This is a genomic window from Cystobacter fuscus DSM 2262, from assembly GCF_000335475.2.
In the GTDB taxonomy this organism is placed as follows: Bacteria; Myxococcota; Myxococcia; order Myxococcales; family Myxococcaceae; genus Cystobacter; species Cystobacter fuscus.
In genome coordinates, this window is record NZ_ANAH02000004.1 from 86,308 (window position 1) to 108,503 (window position 22,196).

The 22,196-nt window shown below is 70.2% G+C and carries 19 protein-coding genes; 10 read left to right on the forward strand and 9 right to left on the reverse strand.

The features are described from left to right. Positions 1-24 precede the first annotated feature (24 nt). A complete protein-coding gene (locus tag D187_RS04930) occupies positions 25-879 on the reverse strand; it encodes an SDR family oxidoreductase (protein WP_002630287.1) in 855 nt (284 codons plus the stop codon). A 102-nt stretch (positions 880-981) separates the two neighbouring features. Between D187_RS04930 and D187_RS04935 the strand changes: the two genes are divergently transcribed. Next, positions 982-1,413: a winged helix-turn-helix transcriptional regulator gene (locus D187_RS04935; RefSeq protein ID WP_002630286.1), complete on the forward strand. Its 432-nt coding sequence runs from the start codon at positions 982-984 to the stop codon at positions 1,411-1,413. A gap of 18 nt (positions 1,414-1,431) precedes the next feature. On the opposite strand, the gene D187_RS04940 is transcribed toward D187_RS04935, so the two are convergent. After that, entirely contained in the window at positions 1,432-2,214 is a 783-nt protein-coding gene (locus D187_RS04940) for an SDR family NAD(P)-dependent oxidoreductase (protein WP_002630285.1), read from the reverse strand. Positions 2,215-2,275: 61 nt separating this feature from the next. Further along, entirely contained in the window at positions 2,276-2,917 is a 642-nt protein-coding gene (mobA, locus tag D187_RS04945; RefSeq protein ID WP_002630284.1) for a molybdenum cofactor guanylyltransferase, read from the reverse strand. Positions 2,918-3,034: 117 nt separating this feature from the next. On the opposite strand from mobA, the gene D187_RS04950 reads away from it, so the two are divergent. The 3 genes from D187_RS04950 to D187_RS04960 all read left to right on the forward strand — a co-directional run bounded on the left by D187_RS04950 (position 3,035) and on the right by D187_RS04960 (position 6,815). Beyond that, a complete protein-coding gene (locus tag D187_RS04950) occupies positions 3,035-4,282 on the forward strand; it encodes a molybdopterin molybdotransferase MoeA (protein ID WP_043428683.1) in 1,248 nt (415 codons plus the stop codon). Beyond that, positions 4,279-5,709: a formate dehydrogenase accessory sulfurtransferase FdhD gene (gene fdhD, locus D187_RS51890; RefSeq protein ID WP_002630282.1), complete on the forward strand. Its 1,431-nt coding sequence runs from the start codon at positions 4,279-4,281 to the stop codon at positions 5,707-5,709. Before D187_RS04950 ends, fdhD begins: the two co-directional genes overlap by 4 nt. Positions 5,710-5,933: 224 nt before the next feature. Beyond that, complete coding sequence (locus D187_RS04960) at positions 5,934-6,815, forward strand: Abi family protein (RefSeq protein WP_002630281.1); 882 nt, start codon at positions 5,934-5,936, stop codon at positions 6,813-6,815. A gap of 19 nt (positions 6,816-6,834) precedes the next feature. On the opposite strand, the gene D187_RS04965 is transcribed toward D187_RS04960, so the two are convergent. Genes D187_RS04965 through D187_RS04980 form a run of 4 tightly spaced genes read right to left on the reverse strand, consistent with a single transcriptional unit; the run spans position 6,835 to position 12,079 of the window. Beyond that, positions 6,835-8,265, reverse strand: coding sequence for a porin (locus D187_RS04965; protein ID WP_002630280.1), 1,431 nt, complete (start codon positions 8,263-8,265; stop codon positions 6,835-6,837). Further along, positions 8,265-9,320 (reverse strand): ABC transporter ATP-binding protein, encoded by a 1,056-nt coding sequence (locus D187_RS04970; protein ID WP_002630279.1) that lies wholly within the window; start codon positions 9,318-9,320, stop codon positions 8,265-8,267. The genes D187_RS04965 and D187_RS04970 overlap by 1 nt, the downstream gene beginning before the upstream one ends. Further along, positions 9,313-10,971 carry an ABC transporter permease gene (locus D187_RS04975; protein ID WP_245591606.1) on the reverse strand — a complete coding sequence of 553 codons (1,659 nt, stop codon included), beginning with the start codon at positions 10,969-10,971 and terminating at the stop codon, positions 9,313-9,315. Before D187_RS04975 ends, D187_RS04970 begins: the two co-directional genes overlap by 8 nt. Before the next feature lie 31 nt (positions 10,972-11,002). Next, on the reverse strand, positions 11,003-12,079 hold the full coding sequence (locus D187_RS04980; protein ID WP_002630277.1) for an ABC transporter substrate-binding protein: 1,077 nt from the start codon (positions 12,077-12,079) through the stop codon (positions 11,003-11,005). A 114-nt stretch (positions 12,080-12,193) separates the two neighbouring features. Between D187_RS04980 and D187_RS04985 the strand changes: the two genes are divergently transcribed. The 5 genes from D187_RS04985 to D187_RS05005 all read left to right on the forward strand — a co-directional run bounded on the left by D187_RS04985 (position 12,194) and on the right by D187_RS05005 (position 17,422). After that, on the forward strand, positions 12,194-12,859 hold the full coding sequence (locus tag D187_RS04985) for a response regulator transcription factor (RefSeq protein ID WP_002630276.1): 666 nt from the start codon (positions 12,194-12,196) through the stop codon (positions 12,857-12,859). Next, positions 12,856-14,256 (forward strand): sensor histidine kinase, encoded by a 1,401-nt coding sequence (locus D187_RS04990; RefSeq protein WP_002630275.1) that lies wholly within the window; start codon positions 12,856-12,858, stop codon positions 14,254-14,256. The genes D187_RS04985 and D187_RS04990 overlap by 4 nt, the downstream gene beginning before the upstream one ends. 87 nt (positions 14,257-14,343) lie before the next feature. Beyond that, a complete protein-coding gene (locus tag D187_RS51895; protein WP_002630274.1) occupies positions 14,344-15,441 on the forward strand; it encodes an AAA family ATPase in 1,098 nt (365 codons plus the stop codon). A gap of 1 nt (position 15,442) precedes the next feature. Continuing rightward, the gene (locus D187_RS05000; RefSeq protein ID WP_002630273.1) at positions 15,443-16,234 is read left to right on the forward strand and encodes a hypothetical protein; all 792 of its coding nucleotides are present in this window, start codon (positions 15,443-15,445) and stop codon (positions 16,232-16,234) included. A 147-nt stretch (positions 16,235-16,381) separates the two neighbouring features. Beyond that, entirely contained in the window at positions 16,382-17,422 is a 1,041-nt protein-coding gene (locus D187_RS05005) for an NUDIX domain-containing protein (RefSeq protein WP_245591607.1), read from the forward strand. A gap of 21 nt (positions 17,423-17,443) precedes the next feature. Here D187_RS05005 and D187_RS05010 read toward each other — a convergent pair whose 3' ends face one another. Both D187_RS05010 and D187_RS05015 read right to left on the reverse strand, forming a co-directional pair. Further along, positions 17,444-19,018 (reverse strand): RecQ family ATP-dependent DNA helicase, encoded by a 1,575-nt coding sequence (locus D187_RS05010; RefSeq protein WP_245591608.1) that lies wholly within the window; start codon positions 19,016-19,018, stop codon positions 17,444-17,446. A gap of 188 nt (positions 19,019-19,206) precedes the next feature. Continuing rightward, positions 19,207-20,463, reverse strand: coding sequence for a sensor histidine kinase (locus tag D187_RS05015; RefSeq protein ID WP_002630270.1), 1,257 nt, complete (start codon positions 20,461-20,463; stop codon positions 19,207-19,209). 306 nt (positions 20,464-20,769) lie between these two features. On the opposite strand from D187_RS05015, the gene D187_RS05020 reads away from it, so the two are divergent. After that, on the forward strand, positions 20,770-22,194 hold the full coding sequence (locus tag D187_RS05020) for an RtcB family protein (protein ID WP_002630269.1): 1,425 nt from the start codon (positions 20,770-20,772) through the stop codon (positions 22,192-22,194). Positions 22,195-22,196: the final 2 nt, after the last annotated feature.

A 22,196-nucleotide genomic window follows, 5' to 3' on the forward strand; every position in this document is an offset into this window, starting at 1 on the left:
CCCTCCCTCGGGCCTCTCGGGCCCTCAGTGCCGCACGGCGGCGGCGACGGCGTCGGCGAGCCGGGTGGTGGGCCGGCCGATGAGCCGACCGAGCTGCCCGGAGGCGTCATTCAGCTCGCCCCGGCCCGCCTTCTCGCTCGAGTCCACGAGGATTCCCGCGAAGGCGCCCGGCACCCCCGCCTGCTCCAGCACCCCCTGGTACTGCGCGGGTGGCAGATCCTTGTAGACGATGCTCCGGCCCGACTGTCGGGACACCTCGGCGGCGAGCTCCGACTGGGTGAAGGAGGTGTCGCCCGCGAGTTCGTAGACGCGGTTGTCGTGGCCGGTGCCGGTGAGCACCTCCACCGCCGCGGCGGCGTAGTCCGCCCGGCTCGCGGCGGCGACCCGGCCCTCGCCCGAGCTGCCCAGCAGCGCGCCGTGCTGCAGCGCCGGCGCGAGGTTCTCCGTGTAGTTCTCGAAGTACCAGCCGTTGCGCAGGAAGACGAAGGGGAGGCCGGAGTCACGGATGAGCTGCTCGGTGGCCTTGTGCTCCGCGGCGAGCGCCAGGCCCGAGCTGTCCGCGCGCAGGATGCTGGTGTAGACGAGCAGGCGGACTCCGGCCTTCCGGGCGGCCTCCACCACGGCGCGGTGCTGGGCGATGCGCTGGCCCACCTCGCTGGAGGAGATGAGCAGCACCCGCGTCGCGCCCGCGAAGGCGGCGGCGAGCGTCTCGGGCCGGCCGTAGTCCGCCGGGCGCACCTGCACGCCCTTCGCGGCGAGGTCCGCCGCCTTCCGCGGATCACGCACCGCCGCGATGATCTGCCCCGCGGGGACCTTCTTCAGCAGCCCTTCGATGACGTGACGGCCCAGCTTTCCAGTGGCTCCGGTGACGAGAAACATGGGGACTCCCTTTGTGTCGCGGGTGTGCCGCGTTCGAGTTGCACTTACCCTAACGCCGTCACTTACCTTGCGTAAGTACCCACCTTTGGGTAAGTGACTAACATGGCGGAAAGAAAGCAGCCGGGACGATTGGCCACGAAGGTGGCGAAGGCGGCACGCGAGGCGAGGGAGCAGGGCAACGTGCTCGTGCCCATGTGCCCCTCGCGCGGGGTGCTGGAGCACGTGACGAGCCGCTGGGGCGTGCTGGTGCTGGTGTGCCTGCTGGAGGACACGCATCGCTTCAGCGAGCTGCGGCGCAAGGTGGGGGGGGTGAGCGAGAAGATGCTCGCCCAGACGCTGCACGCGCTCGAGCAGGACGGCTTCGTGCTGCGCGAGGCCTACGCGGTGATTCCCCCGCGCGTGGACTACAGCCTCACGCCCCTGGGCCGCGAGGTGGCCGAGCGCGTGGAGTCCCTGGTGGATTGGATCGAGGACAACCTCGGACGCGTGCTTGAGGCACGTGGCGAGTACGCGGCCGACGAAGAAGCGTCCTGAGGCGCTCGCGCGCGGGGCCTAGCGCGCGGTGTAGCCGCCGTCCACGACGAGCTCGGTGCCGGTGACGTAGCGCGCGGCGTCCGAGGCCAGGTAGAGGATGGCCTCGGCGATCTCCTCGGGCTCGGCCATGCGGCCCAGAGGGGCGGAGGCGTCCAACTGCTTCCACGCCTCGGCCTCGCTGCCCACCTGATCGACGAAGCCCTTCCACCAGTCGGCGTTCTGCCAGATGGGCGTGCGCACCCCGCCCGGGAAGACGGTGTTGACGCGGATGCGGTCGGCCGCGCACTCCATCGCCACCGCCTTGCTCAACATGCGCACCCCGCCCTTGCTCGCCGAATAGGCCGCGGTGCCCGGACTGCCCACCAGCCCGGACACGCTCGCCACGTTGACGATGGAGCCCTCGCGCTTGCCCGTGCGCATGGCGCGCACCGCGTACTTGATGCCCAGGAAGACGCCGTCCAGGTTCACCGCGAGCTGCTCGCGCCACTCGGCCAGCGACAGCTCCGTCACCGCGCGCGACGTGGAGATGCCCGCGTTGTTCACCAGCACGTCCAGCCGCCCATACGCCTCGAGCGTCCGGCTCATCACCGCGTGCCACGCCACCTCGTCCGTCACGTCGTGCAGGAGGAACAGCGCCTGCCCGCCCTCGGCGCGGATGTCCCGCGCCACCTGCTCGCCCAGGGTGGCGATGTCCGTCGCCACCACCCGCGCGCCTTCCCTCGCGAACAACAACGCCGTGGCCCGGCCAATCCCCGACGCCGCCCCCGTCACGAGGGCCACCTTGTCCTTGAGTCGATCCATAGCTGGAGGAAACGCACCTTACCTGGAACCCGGGCCTGTCCGGTCTGAAATGAAGCGGGATTCAGCTTCCGCCTTCCGCCGGGGGCAGCGAGACGCCATGACGCGCCAGGTCCTCCGGCGTGTTCACGCCCACCACCGCGCGCAGCGCCGGATCCACCGCCCGTAAAGCCTCCTCGGGCAGGAGCCTCGCGCGGCTGAGCGCCAGCAGCGCGCGCAGCGAGGGCTCCCCGGACTCGAGCGCCTCGCCCCAGGGGCGTGCCAGGGCGCGGTGGTACAGGGCCAGCAGCGGCTCCACCCGGCCCGCAACCGTGAAGGCCACCGCGTCCACCCCGGGCGCGCGCGCCCCGAGCAGCACCCGCGCCACCTCCCGCGTCACGAAGGGCATGTCGCACGCCACCGCCAGCACCCACTCGGTGTGAGCACCCACCAACGCCGCGTGTACCCCGCCCGGCGCCCCCCGCCCGTGCACCACGTCCGCCACCGCGCGCAGGCCCCAGCGCGCGTAGGGCCCGGGCTCGTTGGCCACCAGCAGCACGTCCCCACACAGCCCGCCGAGCACCAGCACGCGCTCGAGCACCGGCCGTCCCTCCACCTCCAGCAGGCCCTTGGCCACGCCCCCCAGCCGGGAGCCCCGTCCCCCCGCGATCACCGCCAGCGTCACCTCCGGATATTCCACCCGCTCGCTCACCTCGTCGCTCCTCATGACGGCTCGTCCGCGACCCCCGCCCGCTGCCCCGGGGTCGTCCACCACGCGAAACTCCCCCCGCGCCCCGTCGCCGCCCGCCTCCGCTTGGGCTAAAGCCCGGTGCACGGCTTCCCCATGTCCCTCACGCCCCTCGCCACCGCCCGGCGGGCCGCCCTCGGCGCGCTCACCCCCGCGCCCCCCGAGCCCGTCCCCCTCCTGGATGCCCTCGGAGGCTTCCTCGCCCGGGAGCTCGTCGCCTCGCGCTCGGTGCCCGGCTGCCCCGTGTCCGCCATGGATGGGTACGCCGTGCTCGCCGAGGATACCCTGCGCGCCACGCGCGAGCAGCCCGTGCGCCTGCGCGTCACCGACACCATCTACGCCGGCCACCTGCCCTCGGGCTCGCTCCAGCCCGGCGAGGCCGCGCGCATCTTCACCGGCGCGCCCCTGCCCGCGGGCGCCACCGCCGTCGTGCGCCAGGAAGTCACCCGGCCCGTGACGGACAGCGGCGCCGTGGACATCTTCGTCCCCGCTCCCCCCGGCAAGGACATCCGCCCCGAGGGCGAGGAGCTGCTCGTGGGCACCCCGCTGCTGCGCGCCGGCCAGCGCATCGATGCCTCCGTGCTCGGCGTCATCGCCTCGCTCGGCGAGTCCCAGGTGCTCGTGCGCCCGCCGCCCCACGTCGCCGTGCTCGCCACCGGCGACGAGCTCGTGCCGCCCGGCCAGGCGGCCCTCCCCCACCAGGTGTACGAGAGCAACCTCGTGCTCATCTCCGCGCTCGCGCGGGAGGCCGGCGCCCGGGTCGTCGCCCGGGAGCGCGCCGGGGACGACGACGACATGCTGCGCCTGGCCGTGCTGCGCCTGGCGGACCGCGCCCAGGTGCTCATCACCACCGGAGGCGCGTCCGTGGGGGACAAGGATCGCGTCAAGCGCGTGCTCACCCTGCTGGGCGCCACCTTCCTCGTGGACGGCGTGGCCCTCAAGCCCGGCAAGCCCGTGGCCGTCGCGCGCCTGGGCACCACCGCCGTCGTCGTGCTGCCCGGCACGCCGGGCGCCGCCCTCGTCGCCTTCGATCAGTTCGCCCGGCCCCTGCTCCTGCGCCACCAGGGCGTGAGCGAGGAGCGCCAACGGGTGCGCGCGCGGCTGGACGAGGCCCAGCACAAGCAGGCGGGACTCACCTACCTCATCGGCGGCACCCTGGAGACGCGCGAGGACGGCACCGTCTGGACGCGCCTGCGCGACAAGGGCGGTGGCCATGCCCTGCGCCACATCGGCGCCGAGGGCTTCGCGCTGCTGCCCCCGGGCCGCGCCGACTTCGCCCTGGGCGAGCCCGTGGACTTCGAGCGCTTCGACCACCCCCGCTACGTGCCCGTGGAGCCGGAATGACGCCCATCGCGGTCTCGATCATCGGCTGGTCCGGCGCGGGCAAGACGGCGCTCATCACCCGGCTGGTGCCCGAGCTGCACGCGCGGGGACTGCGCGTGGGCGTGGTGAAGCACACCTCGCATCCCCACCCCCTGCACCCCGAGGGACGGGACACCGCGCACCACGCCCGGGCCGGCGCGGCGCTCGTCGTCTTCGCCACCCCCGAGGGCGTCCAGGTGTCGCTCCCCTCGCCGCCCGCGCGGCTGAGCGCCCTGCTGGAGCGCTTCGCCGGACACCTGGACCTGGTGCTCGTCGAGGGGTGGAAGGAGGGCCCCCTGCCCAAGCTGGAGGTGTGGCGCGAGGGACTCGAGGCCCCCCTGTCGGCCACGCGTTCGGACGTGCTCGCCTTCGTCGGGCCAGAAGGGGGCCCGGGAGTGGGCTCCGGGATGGAAGGCCGTCCGCGCTTCGACCCCGAGGACACGCGGGGCATCGCCGACTTCCTCCAGCACGGCCCGCGCGAGGGAGGCTGGCGTCCGGCGGCGCCCGTGCGCTCCGAGGCCCCGGCGCCGGCACGGACGAGTCCCGCCGTGCTGCCCCCGGGAGTCACCTGGCGGCCCGTGCGGCGTCACACGGCGGACAGCGGCCTGTCCGACGAGCGGGACGACGCGGTGGCCATCGAGGAGCCGCTCGACATCCGCGTGAGTGGAGACACGGTGGCCATCACCCTGCGCACCCCGGGCGCGGACCGCTTCCTCGTCACCGGCTTCCTCTTCGCCGAGGGCCTCATCCACGGGGCGGAGGACCTGGGGGGCCTGGTGCACTGTGGCCGGCCCGGGGAGGAGGGGTATGGGAACACGGTGGAGGTGACGCCCGCGCCGGGACTGGTGATGGATTTGGAGCGCGTGAGCGCCACGCGCCGGGGCACGCTCACCACGGCGGCGTGCGGCGTGTGTGGCCGGCGCAGCGTGGATGACCTGGTGGCCGCGTGCCACCCGGTGCCCCCGGGCCCGCCGTTCTCCGCGTCCGTGCTGGCGAGCACGCCCGAGCGCCTGCGCGCCACGCAGCTCAACTTCGCCCACACCGGCGGAGTCCATGCCGCCGCGGCGCTCGACGCGCACGGCGAGGTGCTCGCGGCCTTCGAGGACGTGGGGCGCCACAACGCGGTGGACAAGGTGGTGGGGGCGCTGGTGCTCGAGCACGGCCTGCGCTCGGCGCGCACGGCGCTCAAGGACTCACCGCGCCCGGCGCTGCTCGTGGTCAGCGGACGGGTGGGCTTCGACATCCTCCAGAAGGCCGCCGTGGCGCGCATTCCCATTGTCGCCAGCGTGTCCGCGGCCACCTCGCTCGCCATCGACCTGGCCGGGCGCGCTGGCATCACCCTCGCCACGTTCGTGCGCGGCGGACGCTTCAACGTCTACTGCCACCCCGAGCGCATTCGCGAGGACTGAGGGCGCGCGGAAACCCAAAGAGCAGCGCACGAGAAGCAAGCACATCCCGTGAATGTGAGCCTTGACACTGAACGGGTGAGCCCCTACTCTTCTTCGCAACACACCCGCCACGCCTCTGGTCCATTTTTTGGGTCATGCGCCTCAGGCGGGTTTTTTTTTGGAATCATTCCCGGGACCAACAACCGGCGCATGTTCGCCCGCTCCTGATGGGAGGGCAGCAGGACATGGGTAGGCCCTATACCAAACCCGCCCTGACGTTCGATCAGCAGCTCGCCCAGTTGGAAGGTCGCGGGCTGCGCGTTGGGGATCGCAACCTGGCCATCAGTGCTCTCGGCCGAATCAGTTACTACCGACTGAGCGCGTACTGGCACCCCTTCAAGCGTCCTGACAAGACCTTCGAATCAGGGGCAACCTTCGAAGAAGCACTCAAACTCTACGAGTTTGACCGGCGCCTCCGGCTCACGGTTCTCGACGCGATCGAGCGTGTGGAGATCCTCGTGCGCACGCTCGTCACGTACACGTTGGGTCATGGACATGGCGCGTTCGCGCATACGAAGGCGAGCAGCTTCGATTCCGCGTTCAGACACTCCGATTGGTACAGTGAAGTGTCCAAGGAGGTAGCCCGCGCGAAAGAAACCTTCCTTGAGCACTACGGTGCGACCTACGACGGATTCCCCGACGTCCCGATCTGGATGGCCTCCGAGGTGATGTCCCTCGGAACGCTCTCGAAGATGTTCAAGGGGATGCGGCACCCAGACCAGAGCGCAGTGACCTCCAGCTGGAAAGTGCACAGGATCGTAGCCCAGTCATGGCTGCACACGCTCTCGTATGTGCGCAACGTCTGCGCCCACCATGCGCGGCTATGGAACCGGGAACTGGCGATCAAACCGATGCTCCCCAAGCACCAACCTGAATGGAACACACTGAACAACGGGCGGGTCTACTCCGTTCTCTGCATACTCCAGCGGCTGGTCCAATCCGACCCCGACGGAACTGGGTGGGCACAAAAGGTGGTTGGCCTGCTGACCGAGTTGAACGGCCTGCCGAGATGGCAAAGGGCCATGGGTGTTCCCACGAACTGGAACACCCAGGTGTTTTGGAAGTAGTTCTCCGGCCAGGGCGCCCTCAGTAGGACACCTGCGCGCGCAGGGTGACGGTCTCGCCGTCGTCCCCGCCGGTGAAGTCGCCACCGCGGTTGTCCGTGTGCCAGTGGATGCCATTGAGCATCAGCCGGGTGAAGCTGTTGAGGTACCAGTTCACGCCCACGGTCGCCGCCCAGCCCTCGCCCAGCCGGGACTCCTGGGTGAAGGCCAGACGCTCGTAGCGCGCGGTCAGCTCGACGGCCCCCATGCCCCCGTCGAGGATGGATCGGCTCACCCTCGGCTGGGTGAAGTTGCCGAAGCGCGGGTTGTAGGGCGGCGTCTCGCCCGTCACGAACCCGCCCGCCGACACACTCCAGGCATCGCTGAGGAAGTCCCGCTGTCCCGCCAGCCGCACCTCACGCCGGCCCAGCTCCGCCATGGCCCACAGCGCGCGCCAGTACCCTCCCAGCTCGGCCCCATAGCCGGTGTCGCCCGTGGCCCCGGTGAGCGCCCCCGTCGACACGCGCAGACCTCCATTGAACCGGCCACCGATGACGGTGTTGCGAGTCACCGTGCCCGCCGCCGAGGACAGCTTCTCGTCGAAGCCCCAGGCCCCCACGTGGACGACCGTGGCGTCCGTCTTCACCGGGTTCCAGTGCGCTCGCGCGAGCACGGTGCGGCTGTCATTGACGGCATAGGCACTGTCGACGTCGTCCCCCGAGAGCGTCAGCGAGGCGTGCCAGTTCGGCCCGAACAGCCGGCCCTGCGCGCCAATGCCATAGAAGCCCCGCTGCGGGATGATCGCCGTCCCGACGACCGTCCGCTCGGCGAAGGGCGTCGAGTCCGAGCCCGTCGAGCCCTCCAGGCCACGATCGTTGAAGAGATTGCCAATGCGAATGTCGTAATCGAGCCCCAACACCTTGTGGCGCCAGCCGAGGAAGGCGGTGACCACGTCGACTCCGTTCTCGGCGAAGTCGCTCTCGAACTGGTAGAAGAGGTGCGGACCGACGCCTCCCTCGATGCCCAGACGCAGCGCGCGCGAGCCCGTCGTCGTGAGGTTCCGGGCCTGGTAGGCCGAGCCCCCGCTGCTGCTCACATCGAGCAGGATTCTCCCGCGCGGCTTGAACGAGAAGACCCCGTCCCCCGAGCGGAAGATGGGCGCACCCGCGCCCCACTCGACCTGCACGTCCGTGGCCTTCGCGCCGGGCACGGGCACGGCCACCGCTCGCGCCGTGTCGACCGGAGCCGTCGCCGGACCGGGAGGAACCAACTGCGGAGCGATCGGCGCCATGACCGCGCGGACCTCTTCCAGTTCCTCATGATCCCGCGCCTGTCTCTTCTCGAGCGCTTCCAGCCGGGCGCGCAGTGCGTCGATCTCCGCCCGCCGCGCCTCGTCCGTCACCTCGTTGGACCCGGGCTCCCGTGCGAGCACAGGAGCGGACGCCACCAGCAATCCACCCACGAGCACACGCATCAGAAGATCCACAGCCGCTCCTTCGGGAACGCGAGCGTGTACGCGCCGGGGGACAGGGACTCGCGCGTGGTGGCGCGCAGCGTCTGGCCCGCCAGCTGGAACAGGTGCTCCCAGCGGCCGCCCACGTAGATGGAGCTGTCCAGGTGCGCCGGCAGCCGGTTCTCCCCGGGCCCGGATGCCAAGGACAGCTCCTCCACGCGGATGACGCCCGTGGCGGCCCCGTCACCGCCCGTCCCGCCCCGCTGCTGACCCCACAGCGACAACCCGCCCACCTCCAGCCGGGCCTCGTTCCCACGGCGCTCCACCACCCGCCCCGGCAGGGTGTTGTTCACCCCCATGAAGTTCGCGGCGAACAGGCTCTGCGGCTCCGTGTAGAGCTGCTCCGGCGTGCCGTCCTGCACCATGCGGCCCCCATCCAGCAGCATGATGCGGTCGGCAATCGCCATCGCCTCCACCTGATCATGCGTGACGAAGAGCGCGGTGAGCCCCATGCGCTTGATGAGGGCGCGAATCCAGATGCGTGCCTCCTCGCGCAGCTTCGCGTCCAGGTTGGACAGGGGCTCGTCCAGCAACACGAGCGGCGGGCTGTAGACGAGCGCGCGTGCCAGGGCCACGCGCTGCTGCTGACCTCCGGAGAGCTGGCTGGGAAGGCGATCGCCCACGCCCCCCAGGTCCACGCCCTCGAGCACCTCGCGCACCGCCTTGTCGATGGCCTCCTTCGGCTGTTTGCGCAGCTTCAGGCCATAGGCGACGTTCTCCGCCACCGTCTTGTGGGGCCACAACGCGTAGGACTGGAAGACGAGCCCCAGGTCGCGCTGCTCCGGCGGCAGGTTCACCTTCGCCGCCGCGTCGAACACCGTCCTGTCCCCGATGTGGATGCGGCCCCTCAGGGGCGTCTCCAGCCCGGCGATGGAGCGCAGCAGCGTCGACTTGCCGCAGCCGGAGCGCCCGAGCAGCGCCACCACCTCGCCGTGGCGGAAGTCGGCGGTGATGCCCTTGAGGATGTCATTGGTGCCGAGCCGGACGTGCACGTCCTCGACGAGCAACCTAGCCATGGTGTGCCTTCCTTCCGAACAGGGTGAGCAACAAGAGACCCGCGCCGACCATCGCGATGTTGATGACCGACAGGGCAACGACGGTGTCCACCGCTCCGGTGGCCCAGAGCGACACGAGCAACGAGCCAATCACTTCCGTCCCGGGCCCCAGCAGGTAGACACCCGTGGAGTACTCGCGCACGAAGGTGACGAAGACGAGCATCCAACTGCCGATCAACCCCGCGCGGATCAACGGCAGCGTGACGTCCAGACTGACACGCCCCGGAGAGGCGCCCACCACCCGGCCGGCCTCCTCCAGCTCGGGACCAATCTGCAGCAGGCTGCCGGACACCAGGCGCATGCCATAGGCCATCCACACCAGCGTGTAGGCCACCCACATGGCCAGCAGCGTCTGCCGCAACGGCTGCAACGGGGGGAAGAAGAGGAAGACCCAGAAGATGGCCAGACCGGCGACGATGCCCGGCATGGCGCGGGGCAACAGCACGAGGTAGTCGATGACGCGGGCCCACGCCGAGTGCCAGCGGTGCACCGCGAGGTTGATGAGCGTGTAGACGGCCACCGACGCGGCCCCGCCCACCGCGGCCAGCACCAGGGTGTTGGTGATGCCGCGCATCAGGTTGGGGTAGTGGGTGAGCTCGCGGAAGTGATCCAACGTCAGCGCGCTGGCCAGCTCCACGCCCTCGCCCCAGCTCGACAGGAAGGCGCGCAGCACGAGCGCGCACACGGGCGCCACCACCACCGTGAGCAACCAGAGCGCGATGAACGCCGCCGCGGGCCAGCGCCACACGCCCAGGGCGATGGGCCGCGCGCTCTGTGCCTTGCCCTTGATGGACACGTAGCGGTTGGCGCTCTGGAGCAGCCGGTTCTGCAACCACACCAGCGGCACCGCGATGAAGACGATGACCATCACCACCACGGCCATGAGTTGGTAGGAGGGAATGCCCAGCACGTTCGTCAGCTTGTAGAGGTAGGTGGCCAGCACCAGCACGCCCTTGGGGTCCGCGAGCACCAGCGGCAGGCCGAACAGCTCGAAGCCCAGGAAGAACACGAGCACGCCGGCGTACAAGAGCGCGGGGCGGATCATCGGCAGGCTGACGGTGGCCGCCACCCGCAGGGGCCCCGCGCCGATGGAGCGCGCCGCCTCCTCCACGTCCGAGCCCAGGCTGCGCAGCGCCGTGGCGGCGTAGAGGAACACATGGGGCGCGTGCGTGAGGCCCGCGATGATGATGAGCGACGGCAGCGAATACACATCCCAGGGCAGCGCTCCCAGCCACCCCTTCACCCACAGGCTGACGATGCCCACCGGCCCGAAGGCCACCACGAAGCCGAACGCCAACACGATGGAGGAGATGAACATGGGCGTGAGGATGAGCGGCTCCATCCACCGCCGGCCCGGCAGGTCCGTGCGCACCAGCAGGAAGGCCAGCAGCGCCCCCACGGGCACGGCGATGAGCGTCATGCCCACGGCCACCACCACCGAGGTGCCCAGCGCGCGGTAGAAGTCCGGATCCTCGAAGACGAATTGATAGGCCCCCAGCGTCAGGTGCACGTTGCGAGCGAAGAAGGGGCCATCCAGGAAGCTCTGCCAGACGACCAGCAGCAGCGGCGCGAGGATGGCCAGCGCGGAGGCCAGGACGACCCCGATTCTCATGGAGCGGTTCATTGCAGGAGTCCTTCGCCGCTCAGCGGCCGCGCACGATGCGCTTCCACTGCTTGAGGAAGCGCAGGCGGGTGAGTTGATCCAGGTTGGCCAAGAGCTGCGGTCCCACGCGGATGGCTCGGACCTGCTCGGCGGGAGGCCGGGGCACACCGGTGTCTCCCAGGTCGGTCCTCACCGGCGTCATGTCGCGCTGGGCCAGCAGGGACTGGCCGCGCCGCGACAGCATGAAGTCCAGGAACAGCTTCGCGGCGTTGGGGTGGCGCGCCTCCGTGGGAATGAAGGCGATGCGCGAGAGCGTCAGCGTGAAGTCGGCCGGGAAGACGATGCCCACCGACGGGTCCTTCTTCCGCCGCTGCAGCGCATAGGAGCCGATCATGTTGTAGACGAGCAGGTGCTCGCCGGAGACGAGCCGCTCCATCATCGCGCCCGTGGAGGTGTAGAGCCGGGGCTCGGTGCCGGCCATGGCCTCCACCAGATTCCACGTGTCCCGGCTGATCTGCACGTCCTGGGAGATGAACAGGAAGCCCACGCCGCTGCGCTCCGGGTCGTAGCTGGCCACCTTGCCCCGGTAGAAGTCCTTCTTCGCGCGCAACAGCTTCTCCAGGTCCGCGCGCGTGCGCGGCACGTCCTCCGGAGGCATCAACCGCTTGTTGTAGGCGATGACGAGCGGCTCGGCGGTGGTGCCATAGCCCTCGTTCTTCCACACCGCCCAGTCCGGCAGGTTCGGCTTCTCCGGCGACGCATACGCCTGCGCGTAGCCGTCGTTGATGAGCTTCACCTGCAAGTCCATCGCCGAGCTCCACACGAGGTCCGCCGTGCCCTGCCCGGCCGCCACCTCCGCGATGAAGCGGCTGTAGATCTCCGTCGAGTTCTGGTCCGCGTACTCGACCCGCACGCCGGGATAGGTGGCCTCGAACTCCCGGATGAGCGCGGCGGCCTCGCTCGCGTCCGTGGCGGAGTAGATGCTCAGCACGCCCTCCTTCTGGGCGGCCTCGATGATGCGCGCGTAGGAGCGGGGATAGCCTTCGGGCAGCGGAACGTCGGAGCCCTCGGCCGCGGCACCTGTCGACAACAGGGCCACCGCCAGGGCGGTCAGCATTCGTTTCAAGGAAGACCTCTCGGGTGTCGGGGTTCCCAATCCGGCTTGTCTTGCAACACCGACGATATGAATCGAAGCTGTCACCGACCTGTCGCGCGCCGGTGAGGAGGGCGCTTGCGCATCCTGATTGTCGAAGACAACGCATCCCTGGCGCGTGGACTCACCGCGTCATTCAGGGCGTCTGGGTTCGCCGTGGATCATGTAACGCATGGCGTCGCGGCGCTCGATGAAGAGCGGCTCGTCCCCTACAACCTGATGATCCTCGACGTGGGCCTGCCGGACCTCAGTGGCTTCGAGGTGCTCAGACAGTTGCGCCAGCGCGGCTCGAAGACGCCGGTGTTGATCCTCACCGCGCGCGCCGCCCTCAACGACAAGGTGCAGGGACTGGACCTGGGAGCGGACGACTACCTGCTCAAGCCTTTCGAGCCCGCCGAGCTGGAGGCCCGCGTGCGCGCGCTGCTGCGACGCGGGCAGGGACAGCCAGCGCCCGCCCTCACGCTCGGTGGATTGGTGTTCGATCGCTCCACGGGCACCGCCACGCTGCATGGGCGCCCGCTGGAGCTGCGCCGGCGGGAGTGGGCGGTGCTGGAGAGTCTGATGATGCGCGCGGGCAAGGTCGTCACCAAGGAGCGGCTGGGCGCCGAGGTGTTCGGCCATGACGAGCCGGTGGGCCCCAACGCGCTCGAGGTGTACGTGGGGCGGCTGCGCAAGAAGCTCGAGCCCGACGGCCCCACCATCACCACCATCCGTGGCCTCGGCTATCTGATCAACGCCTCGTGAAGACGCCCGGCGAGTCCAGCTCCCTCACCACCCGGCTCGTGGTGGCCATGGCGGGTCCCCTGCTGGCGCTGGCGCTGGTGCTGGGATTGGGAGGCGCCTGGCTGATCCACGGCGTGGTGCAACGCAGCGGGGACCGCATCCTCGCGGGCTCGGTGGGCGCCATCGCGGAGACCGTGGCACTGGAGGACGGGGAGCTGACGCTGGACCTTCCGCCCGCGGCCTTCGGCATGCTGGAGAACAGCGAGCGCGACAACGTCTACTACGCCATCCGGCACGAGGGACGGCTCGTCACCGGCTACCCGGACCTGGCGTTTCCCCCCGAGCCCCCCGAGCGCGACACCGTGGTCTTCCGCGACGACACGTTCCGCGGCCAGCCGGTGCGCGTCGCGGCGGTGAGCCGGAGGATTCCGCGGCTCAAGGAGCCGGTGGTGGTGCAGGTCGCGGAGACGCTCGAGGCGCGGCGGGCGCTCCAGGCGCGCATGGTGCTGGGACTGGCCCTGCTGGAGGCCGCGCTCATCCTCGGCGCCGCGCTGACGGCCCGGCCCGCCCTGCGCTGGGGACTCAAGCCCCTGGCTCGCGCACGCGCCAGCGTGGAAGCCAAGGCCCGCGCCGCGCCCGTGGAGCTGTCACCGCTGCCGCTCGCGTCCGTGCCCACCGAGCTGCGCCCCTTCGTCGAGGCCGTCAACGCGCTGCTGTCCCGGCTGGAGGAGTCCACCGCGCGCATGCGCCGCTTCACCGGCGATGCCTCCCACCAGATGCGCACTCCGCTCGCGGTGCTGCGCACGCACCTGGCGCTGGCCCTGCGCGAGGACGTGACGGAAGGGGAGCGAAGCACCGCCCTGGCGGAGGTGCGGGACGCGACGCTGTCGCTGGAGCGGCTCCTGACGCAATTGCTGACATTGGCGCGAGCGGAGGAACGCGGCGCCCTGCCCGCGCTGCAACGGGTGGATTTGAATGGCCTCGCGGCCCAGGTGACGGCGGACTTCGTGCCCCAGGCGCTGCGCGCGGACGTCGAGGTCCAGTTCGAGGGCCATGAGCCGGAATTGCCCATCCGCGCGGATCCGGTGCTGGTGCGCGAGGTGGCCGGCAACCTCCTGGACAACGCCATCCGCTACCACCGGCGGGGCGGGCAGGTGACGGTGCGGGTGACGTCCCGCGACGGAGCGCCCTGGCTGGAGATCGAGGACGATGGCCCCGGCATTCCCCCCGAGCAGCGCGAGAGCGTGTTCCAGCGTTTCCACCGGCTGCCGCGCGACCAGTCCCAATCCGGAAGCGGGTTGGGCCTGCCCATCGTCCGCTCGCTCGCGCAGCACATGGAGGCCGAGGTCCTCCTGCGAGATGGGACGGGCAGTGCCGGACTCACGGCCGCCGTGCGCTTCCAGCCGTGGCCCGAGTGATGAAGCCGTGGCCCGTCGTTATGCGCCACTCCAGCGGCGTGGCCTTGCTAGGTTGCCCCGCCAGGAAAGACCGAGGGAACCCCCAGGATGATCACGTCCATTCAACTCCGGAGATTCAAGGGCCACCGCGACACCACCGTGTCCCTGGGACGTCTGACCGTGCTCGTGGGTCCGAACGGCACTGGAAAGACCAGCGTGCTCCAGGCGCTTAGCCTGAACTCCAAGTTGATGAACAATGAGCCCGATCATGTCCTTCGCGGTGACATGAGTCCTCGAGATCTCCTGTGTCGCTCGGAACAGGGACCAGTCACCCTCTCCGTGGAAGGAACGGACAACGCACGGCTCTGGAAGCTCGCCCTGCAGTTCGCTGAACCGGTCCTGCCCGATGACCCTCTGTCATTGAGAGCGGACTGGTCGTATGCAGGGTACGCTGGTTACGAGGAGACGATCTCCATTCCCCTCGAACATGCCCAGCATGAGATGGAGGGCAGCAAACTCGCATCACTCGTCAGCCCCGCGGTGCTCTACCATTTCGATGCCCGTCGGATCGCCGCTGCCTCCTACAGCTCCGAGGAAAACCCAGCCGTTGACGTGGACGGAGGGAACACCGCGGTTGTCCTCGCGGCATTGAAGCTCGAGCATGAGGAGATCTTCGAACAGATCGAATCGGAGCTGCGCAAGATCGTCCCGAGCATTCAGAGGATTCGCGTCCGGCGGGTCAAGATGCCACCCGCCGACAACTCCAACGAGCCTCGGATCGGCAACAAGATCTTCATCGATTTCCAGGGCGCCCCCGACGTCCCAGCCCACGGTGCCAGCGAGGGTACACTCATCACCCTCGCGCTGCTGACCGCGCTCTTCAGCCCGAACCGCCCGCGCATCCTGCTGCTCGATGACATCGATCAATCCCTCCATCCCCAGGCGCAGATGGAGCTGATGGGCGAGTTGAAACGCCTCCTCGAGAACTTCCCGGAGCTCCAACTCGTCGCCACCACGCATTCCCCCTACATCCTCGACGCGATCGAGCCCTCCGATGTCCGGGTGTTCGCTCCGCGCAAGGATGGTTCGGTCGCATGCCGGAGCCTCTCGGAGCATCCGCAGGCGGAGAAGATGCGCGGCGTGCTCACCACCGGCCAACTCTGGAGTCTCGACCCGGAGTGGCGCTGGGTCGCCGGGGAGAGCTGAGATGGCGAAGCTCCTCGTCTTCTGTGAGGCCCCCGCCGATTTCGAGACCGTCCGGGCCCTCGTCGAGCGCGTCCTCCGGGAGCAGGGTCCCGATTGGGTCCGGGAGCTCCTCGACAGTTCTCCCGAAGCCGCCCGAGAGTTCCGCGAGTGGATGCCCGATGGAGAGGGCCGGAGCTATTTCGATCTCCACAAGTTGTCGACCTATGCGCGCCGTCACAGGCTCCGTGCGCCCCAGGGGCACTTCGCGGGACGGCCGGGTGAAGCCGGCGCCCTGATGGGACGCACGGCCTTTCTCGTGGCTCGCGAGTTCGCGCTCCAGGACACGACACTCGAAGCGGTCCTCCTCGTCTGGGACATGGATGACCAGGGACAGGACAGACGCAAGGGTCTGGCCCAAGCCAGCACCGAGGCGCGTCCCCTCGTCCCCTTCGAGATCGTGCTCGGTTGTCCCGACCCGATGCGCGAGGCCTGGGTGCTCGCCGGCTTCGAGCCTGAAACGGAGGCCGAGCGAGAATGCCTCACCAAGTTGCGCCAGGAACTCGGATTCAATCCCTGTGAAGAGGCGCACCGGCTCGATGCGATGGATGAGCAGGCCAAGCGAAATCCCAAGCGCGTGCTCAAGAAACTCACAGACGACGAGCGCGATCGGGCGGTCCGTTGCTGGACCGAGGCGCCCCTCGCGCGATTGCGTGCTCGCGGCGGGCCCAGCGGGCTGAGCGCGTTCCTCGATGAGTCCGCGCAGGCGCTGATTCCGCTCCTGAGTGGAGTTCCCCCCAAGCCCCCACAGGACTAACCAGGCCGGACCCCATCTCCGCGAGCTGCGCCGCGCCCACAAGAGGAGCACGGCCACACCGCCGTCCCCTGGATTGTGCGAATCCGCTCATATATGCTCTTTTCGTTGCGAATACCTCTGCATATGTGCACATTCACGAGCATGAACGTGCATACGCCCCTGATGGTCCTCGTGGCGGGCCCCTATCGCTCCGGAACGGGGGATGATCCCGCGAAGCTCGCCGCGAACGTGCGGGTGATGAACGAGGCCGCGCTCGCCCTCTACCGGGCGGGACACCTGCCGGTGACGGGCGAGGCCCTGGCGCTTCCGTTGATCGAACTGGCCGGCAGCAAGGCCATCGGCGACAGCGTCTTCAACGAGATCTTCCACCCCATCGCCCGCCGGCTCATCCCCCACTGTGACGCCGTGCTGCGCGTCGGAGGCCCCTCGGCGGGGGCGGACGAGATGGTCAGCATGGCCCGCGCCCACGGCAAGGCGGTGTACTTCGGGCTCGACGAGCTGCCCCCGGCCCAGGGGGAGGCACCGCCGCCGCCGAAGCCTCGCGATCCGGGCGGCTTCCGCGTCCCGTCGGAGGGGCCCTCGCGCAACGACGCCGTGCGCATCACCGACGTGCGGGTGCTGTCCTCCAACTGGTACGTCCTGCGCAAGGTGACGTTCGACTACCGGCGCGCGGATGGCACCTGGAGCCAGCAGCACCGCGAGGCCTATGACCGGGGCAACGGGGCCACCGTGCTGCTGCATGACGCCTCGCGGGGCACGGTGCTGCTCACCCGCCAGTTCCGGCTGCCGGCCTACGTGAACGGCCACCCGGACGGCATGCTCATCGAGGCCCCCGCGGGCCTGCTCGATGGCGAGCACCCCGACGCGGCGATCCGCCGGGAGGTCGAGGAGGAGACCGGGGTGCGCATCGGCGAGGTGCGACCCGTCTTCGACCTCTTCATGAGCCCGGGCTCGGTCACCGAGCGCCTGCACTTCTTCGCCGCGCCCTACACCCGGGACACCCGCGCCGCGCAGGGCGGTGGGGTCGCCTCCGAGGGCGAGGACATCCAGGTGCTCGAGCTCCCGTTCTCCGAGGCCCTGCGGAAGATCGACTCCGGGGAGATCATCGACGCGAAAACGATCCTGCTGCTCCAGTGGGCCGAGCGCCACGGCCTCCTCGAGAGGACGCCCCAGGGCGGAGCGCGTTGACGCCTCCGCCGGAGGGCCGCCCTACCCCGCGCTGGAGGCGCTCGCCACGGGGGCCGGCGGCGTGGCGAGGGGAGTGCTGGCCGCGTCGAAGTGTCCGGCGGCGCGCTCCTCGCAGTTGTCGCAGTGGCCGCAGTCCTCGGGCTCGGGCTCGCCGAAGTACTCGTTGAGCAGGCGCCAGCGGCACCCGGTGGTCTGCCCGTAGCGCATCATCCGCTGGAGGCGCTCGCGGTCGCCCTGGTGGCGCGCCTCGTAGGCGGAGAGGTACGCGTCGAGCTCCTCGGGGGTGTCGAAGTCGCGCAGCCGCTGGAGCCCACGGGGGGTGCGCTCCAGGATGCCGGCCCCGGCGAGCTGCGCCACCAGCACCTTCACCCGGTTGGCCGGCAGGCCCGAGGCCTCCGTGAGCACCTTGAGGGCCACGGGCTTGCCCTGGCGGTGGGCCCACAGCTCGCGCAACACCGAGTAGAGCGCCTGGGACTCCTCGCGCCGGGGGTACTTGCCCCCGAGGAAGTAGCTCTGAATCCGCCGGTCCTCCAGCCGGTAGAACAGCACCGCGCGCGCGGGCTGCCCGTCGCGGCCCGCGCGTCCCGCCTCCTGGTAGTAGCTCTCCAGCGAGTCCGGGAACTGCCAGTGCGCCACGAAGCGGATGTCTGGCTTGTCGATGCCCAGGCCGAACGCCTTGGTGGCCACGATGACCCGGTAGCCATTCTCCATGAAGCGCTGTTGCGCCTCCTCGCGCTCGCGGGCCTTCATCTTGCCGTGGTAGCGGCCCGCCTCGATGCCGGCGTCCTCGAGCCACTTCCACACTTCCTCGGCCTTGCGCACGGTGGCGGTGTAGATGATGCCCGTGCCCGGCTCCTCCCGGAGCAGCTCGAGCATCCGCGCCCGCTTGGCCTCGGGGTTCACCGTGCGGGCCACCTCCAGGTGGAGGTTGTCGCGCCGGATGCCGGTGTTCACCAACCGGGCCCCCCGGATGCCGAGCTGCTCGAGCACGTCCTCGCGCACCTGGGGCGTGGCGGTGGCGGTGAGCGCGAGCACCGGAGGCCCCCCGAGCCGCCGCACGGCATCGCGCAGCGAGAGGAAGGCCGGACGGAAGTCGTGCCCCCACTGGGACACACAATGGGCCTCGTCCACGACGAAGAGCGAGACGCCCGCCTTGCGCAGCGCCTCGAGGCGCTCGGGCTTCTCGAGCTGCTCGGGCGTGACGTAGATGAGCTCGTGCTCGCCACGGCGCACCTCGCGCGCCACCTCGTCCGCCTCGCGCGCGGTAAGGGTGGAGTCCAGCTTCACCACGTCCACCGCGGCGTCCGACATCTTGTCGTGCTGATCTCTCATGAGCGCCAGCAGCGGGGAGACGACCACGGTGGCCCGGGGCAGGAAGAGGGCGGGGAGCTGGAAGCACAGCGACTTGCCCGCGCCCGTGGGCATCACCCCCAGCACGTTCTCGCCCGCGAGCAACGCCTCGATGATCTCCCGCTGGCCGGGCCGCAGCTCCTCCACGCCGAAGCGGGCACGGGCCTCGGCCATGAGCCGCGTCCAATCCGGCCGCCGGGAGCCGGGGGCCCGTCCTGCCGTGTCGCTGTCCTCGGGAGTGCGCATGGGTCCTCGGCGGCGCCTGGGGTGGAGCGGGCGGCCGTACGTCTCAAGGTAGGAGGCCGAGCGGGCCCGGGGGAGCCTGGACCCCGGAACCATGGGTCAGGTGCTCGCTCCCCTGCCCGCCACCCGTGCCCGCCCCGTCCCACGAGCACGGTGGGCCTCGGCGTGCTGCCCGAGCCGCCACGCCCCCTTCACTGGCGCATGAGCTGCTTGAGCGGCAGCGAGACGAGGAAGGCCGACCCCTCCCCGGGGGTGCTCCGTGCCCGGATGCTCCCCCCGTGCCGCTCGACGATCTTCCGGCAGATGGCGAGGCCAATCCCCGTGCCCTCGTACTGACCACGCCCGTGAAGGCGCTGGAACACGTCGAAGATGCGCTCGGCGAACTTCTCCTCGAAGCCGATGCCGTTGTCCTCCACCACCAGCTCACACCGCTGCGAGCGCGGCTCCACCGTGCCGCGCACGGAGATGACCGCGGGCACGCCTTCGCGGCGAAACTTGAGGGCGTTGCCCACCAGGTTCTGCAGGAGCTGGCGCATCTGCGTGGCATCGGCCTCGAGCACGGGCAACTCCCCCAGCGTGACGGTCGCTCCCGCCTGCTCGATCGCCGACTCCAGGTCCGTCAGCACCTCGCGGGCGACGACGGCGAGGTCCACCTGGGTGTAGGGCCGGGCCTTCGACGACACCCGGGAGAAGGTGAGCAGGTCATCGATGAGCCGGCGCATGCGCGCCGCGGCCCCCTGCATGCGCTCGACGTAGTCGCGGCCCTCGGGACTGAGCGTGGCGGCGGACGTCTTCACCAGGCGCTCGCCGAAGGTCTGGATCTTCCGCAGCGGCTCCTGCAGGTCGTGCGAGGCCACGTACGCGAAGCTCTCCAACTCGCGATTGGAGCGCTCCAGATTGAGTTGGGAGCGCTTGAGTTCGGTGATGTCGGTGAGGATCACCGTGAAGCCGACGAGCTCCTGCTCCCTCTGGATGGACGCGACCCGGGCCATGTACCACTCGGCGCCGGTGTGGAGGGAGGGAGGAATCTCGAAGGCATGGCGCTCCCCGGTCGTGAGCACCTTCTGGATGACGCCGCGGACCACCTCGACCATGTGCGGCTCGAACCAGGAATAGAGGACGGTCCCCATCGCCATCTCGGGGGTGTGCATGGGCAGGGTGTAATTGATGAAGCGAATCCGCGCCTCGAGATCACAGGCGAACATGATGTTCGGCGACTGCTCGATCAGCGTCTGGAGGCCGAACACCCCCTCCGTCTTCTTCTCGTGGCTCGTCGCGAGCCGGGCGGCCAGGTCATTGAGCGCCACGGCGAGCGGAGCGAGCGGCCCACTCCCCACGCTCAGGGGAACATGCGGCTGCCAGGCCGCCATCCTTTTGATCAGCTCGAGCAACTCCGCGACCGTCGTCTCGGGAGTCGCTGTCTCCGGGGCCTCGTCCTCTCCACCCATGCGCTCCCCTTCTACCAAGCGGGTCTTCTGCCTGGAGAAAGTGGTGGCGCAATCGGCGTGCGGACAAGGTGACGCGCCAGGACCCTCTCCAGGCGCACCTTCCGCCCGGCCGAGCCTCCGTGGACGCTCCGCGTCCGTCCCCCGGAGGTGCACGAGCGGCTCCCCGTCAGACCCGAAGGAGCCGGGACGTCCCTGGCGCGGCGGACGCTCCGGCGTCCACGACCGCGGCTGCTGACCCGAGGTCTCGAATCCATTCGCACACGTCCCCCGTGCCCCTCCGGGCGCGGGCCAGATTCCGAGAAGGTCATGCAGCCGAACTTGAACCGGCTCCTGCGGGCACTCGCCCGCGAGGGGCTCGATGTGACGTACGACGGTCGTGTCTACACCGTGCGCCTCCAGCGGGACGCGCACGCGCCCCCCGCCGAGGTGCTCCTCCCTCCCGACCTGCCCGTGGAGGGCAAGGCGTTCCAGCAACTCGCCGCGCTCGCCGCGCTGAAGCACCCGGACGGGGGCGCCGTGAAGCGCGTGCGAGCCACGCCGGACTTCCACCCGGGTGACTCCGGAGTGGCCATCGGCTCGGTGGTGCACACGGAGGGGCTGGTGGTGCCCGGCGCGGTGGGCACCGACATCAACTGCGGCATGCGCCTGCACGTCGCGGACATCCCCGTGGAGTCCTTCCTCGCCCGCCGCGACGCCTTCGTCGAGCGGATGAAGGGCCACTACTTCTTCGGCACCCGGGACGTGGCCCTGGGCTCGCGCGCGGTGGAGGCGCTCCTGCGCGACGGCCTGCCGGGTTGGCTCGTGGAAACGCTGGAGCAGCCACTGGGCGCGGTGGCGAGGGCGGACCTGGGACAGCTCGATCGGGAGTCCACGCGGGTGTACCTGGGAGGAGCGCTCGAGGGAGATCCAGCGTGGGCCCCCACGGGGCTGCGCCGGGAGGGCGTGGTGCGAGACCCGGGACTGGCGAGCATCGGCGGAGGCAACCACTTCGTCGAGGTGCAGCGGGTGGAGGCGGTGGTGGACCGCGCGCGGGCGTGGCGGTGGGGCGTGAGGGAGGGGCAGCTCGCGTTCATGGTGCACTCTGGTTCACGGGACCTGGGCAAGCACGTGGGGCACACGTGGCAGGAGCGGGCGAGGGCCGCGTGGCCGGTGGGGGCGCCCTTGCCGGAGAGCGGGATTCTCCCGCTGGCGGACCCGGCGCTGGTGCGCGAGTACCTCCGGGCCGAGGCCACGGCGGCCAACTACGCCTTCCTCAACCGGCTGCTGTTGGCGGAGCTGTTGCGGCTCACCCTGAGGGAGCTGTTCGGGGACGTGGAGGCGCCGCTCGTCTACGACGTGCCGCACAACATCACGCTGCCGTGGGAGGGCGGGTGGCTGGCGCGCAAGGGCGCGTGCCCGGCGGAGGAGGAGCAGCCGGTCATCATCCCCGGCTCCATGGGGGCCGAGTCCTACCTGATGGTGGGACTGGGCAATGCGCGGGCACTGGCGTCGGCGTCACACGGAGCGGGGCGGGCGCGCTCGCGCTTCTCCATGGCGCGGGGCGGAGCGGATCAGCGGGAGGGGGCGCTGGGGCTGACGGGAGTGGATTGCATCACATTGCGAGCCGAGCGCCGCATCGAGGAGGCACCCGCGGCCTACAAGCCCATTGGACCGGTGGTGGCCTCGCAGGTGGAGGCGGGCATCGTCCGGGAGGTGGCGCGGATGCGCCCGCTGATGACCTTCAAGGCGTGAGG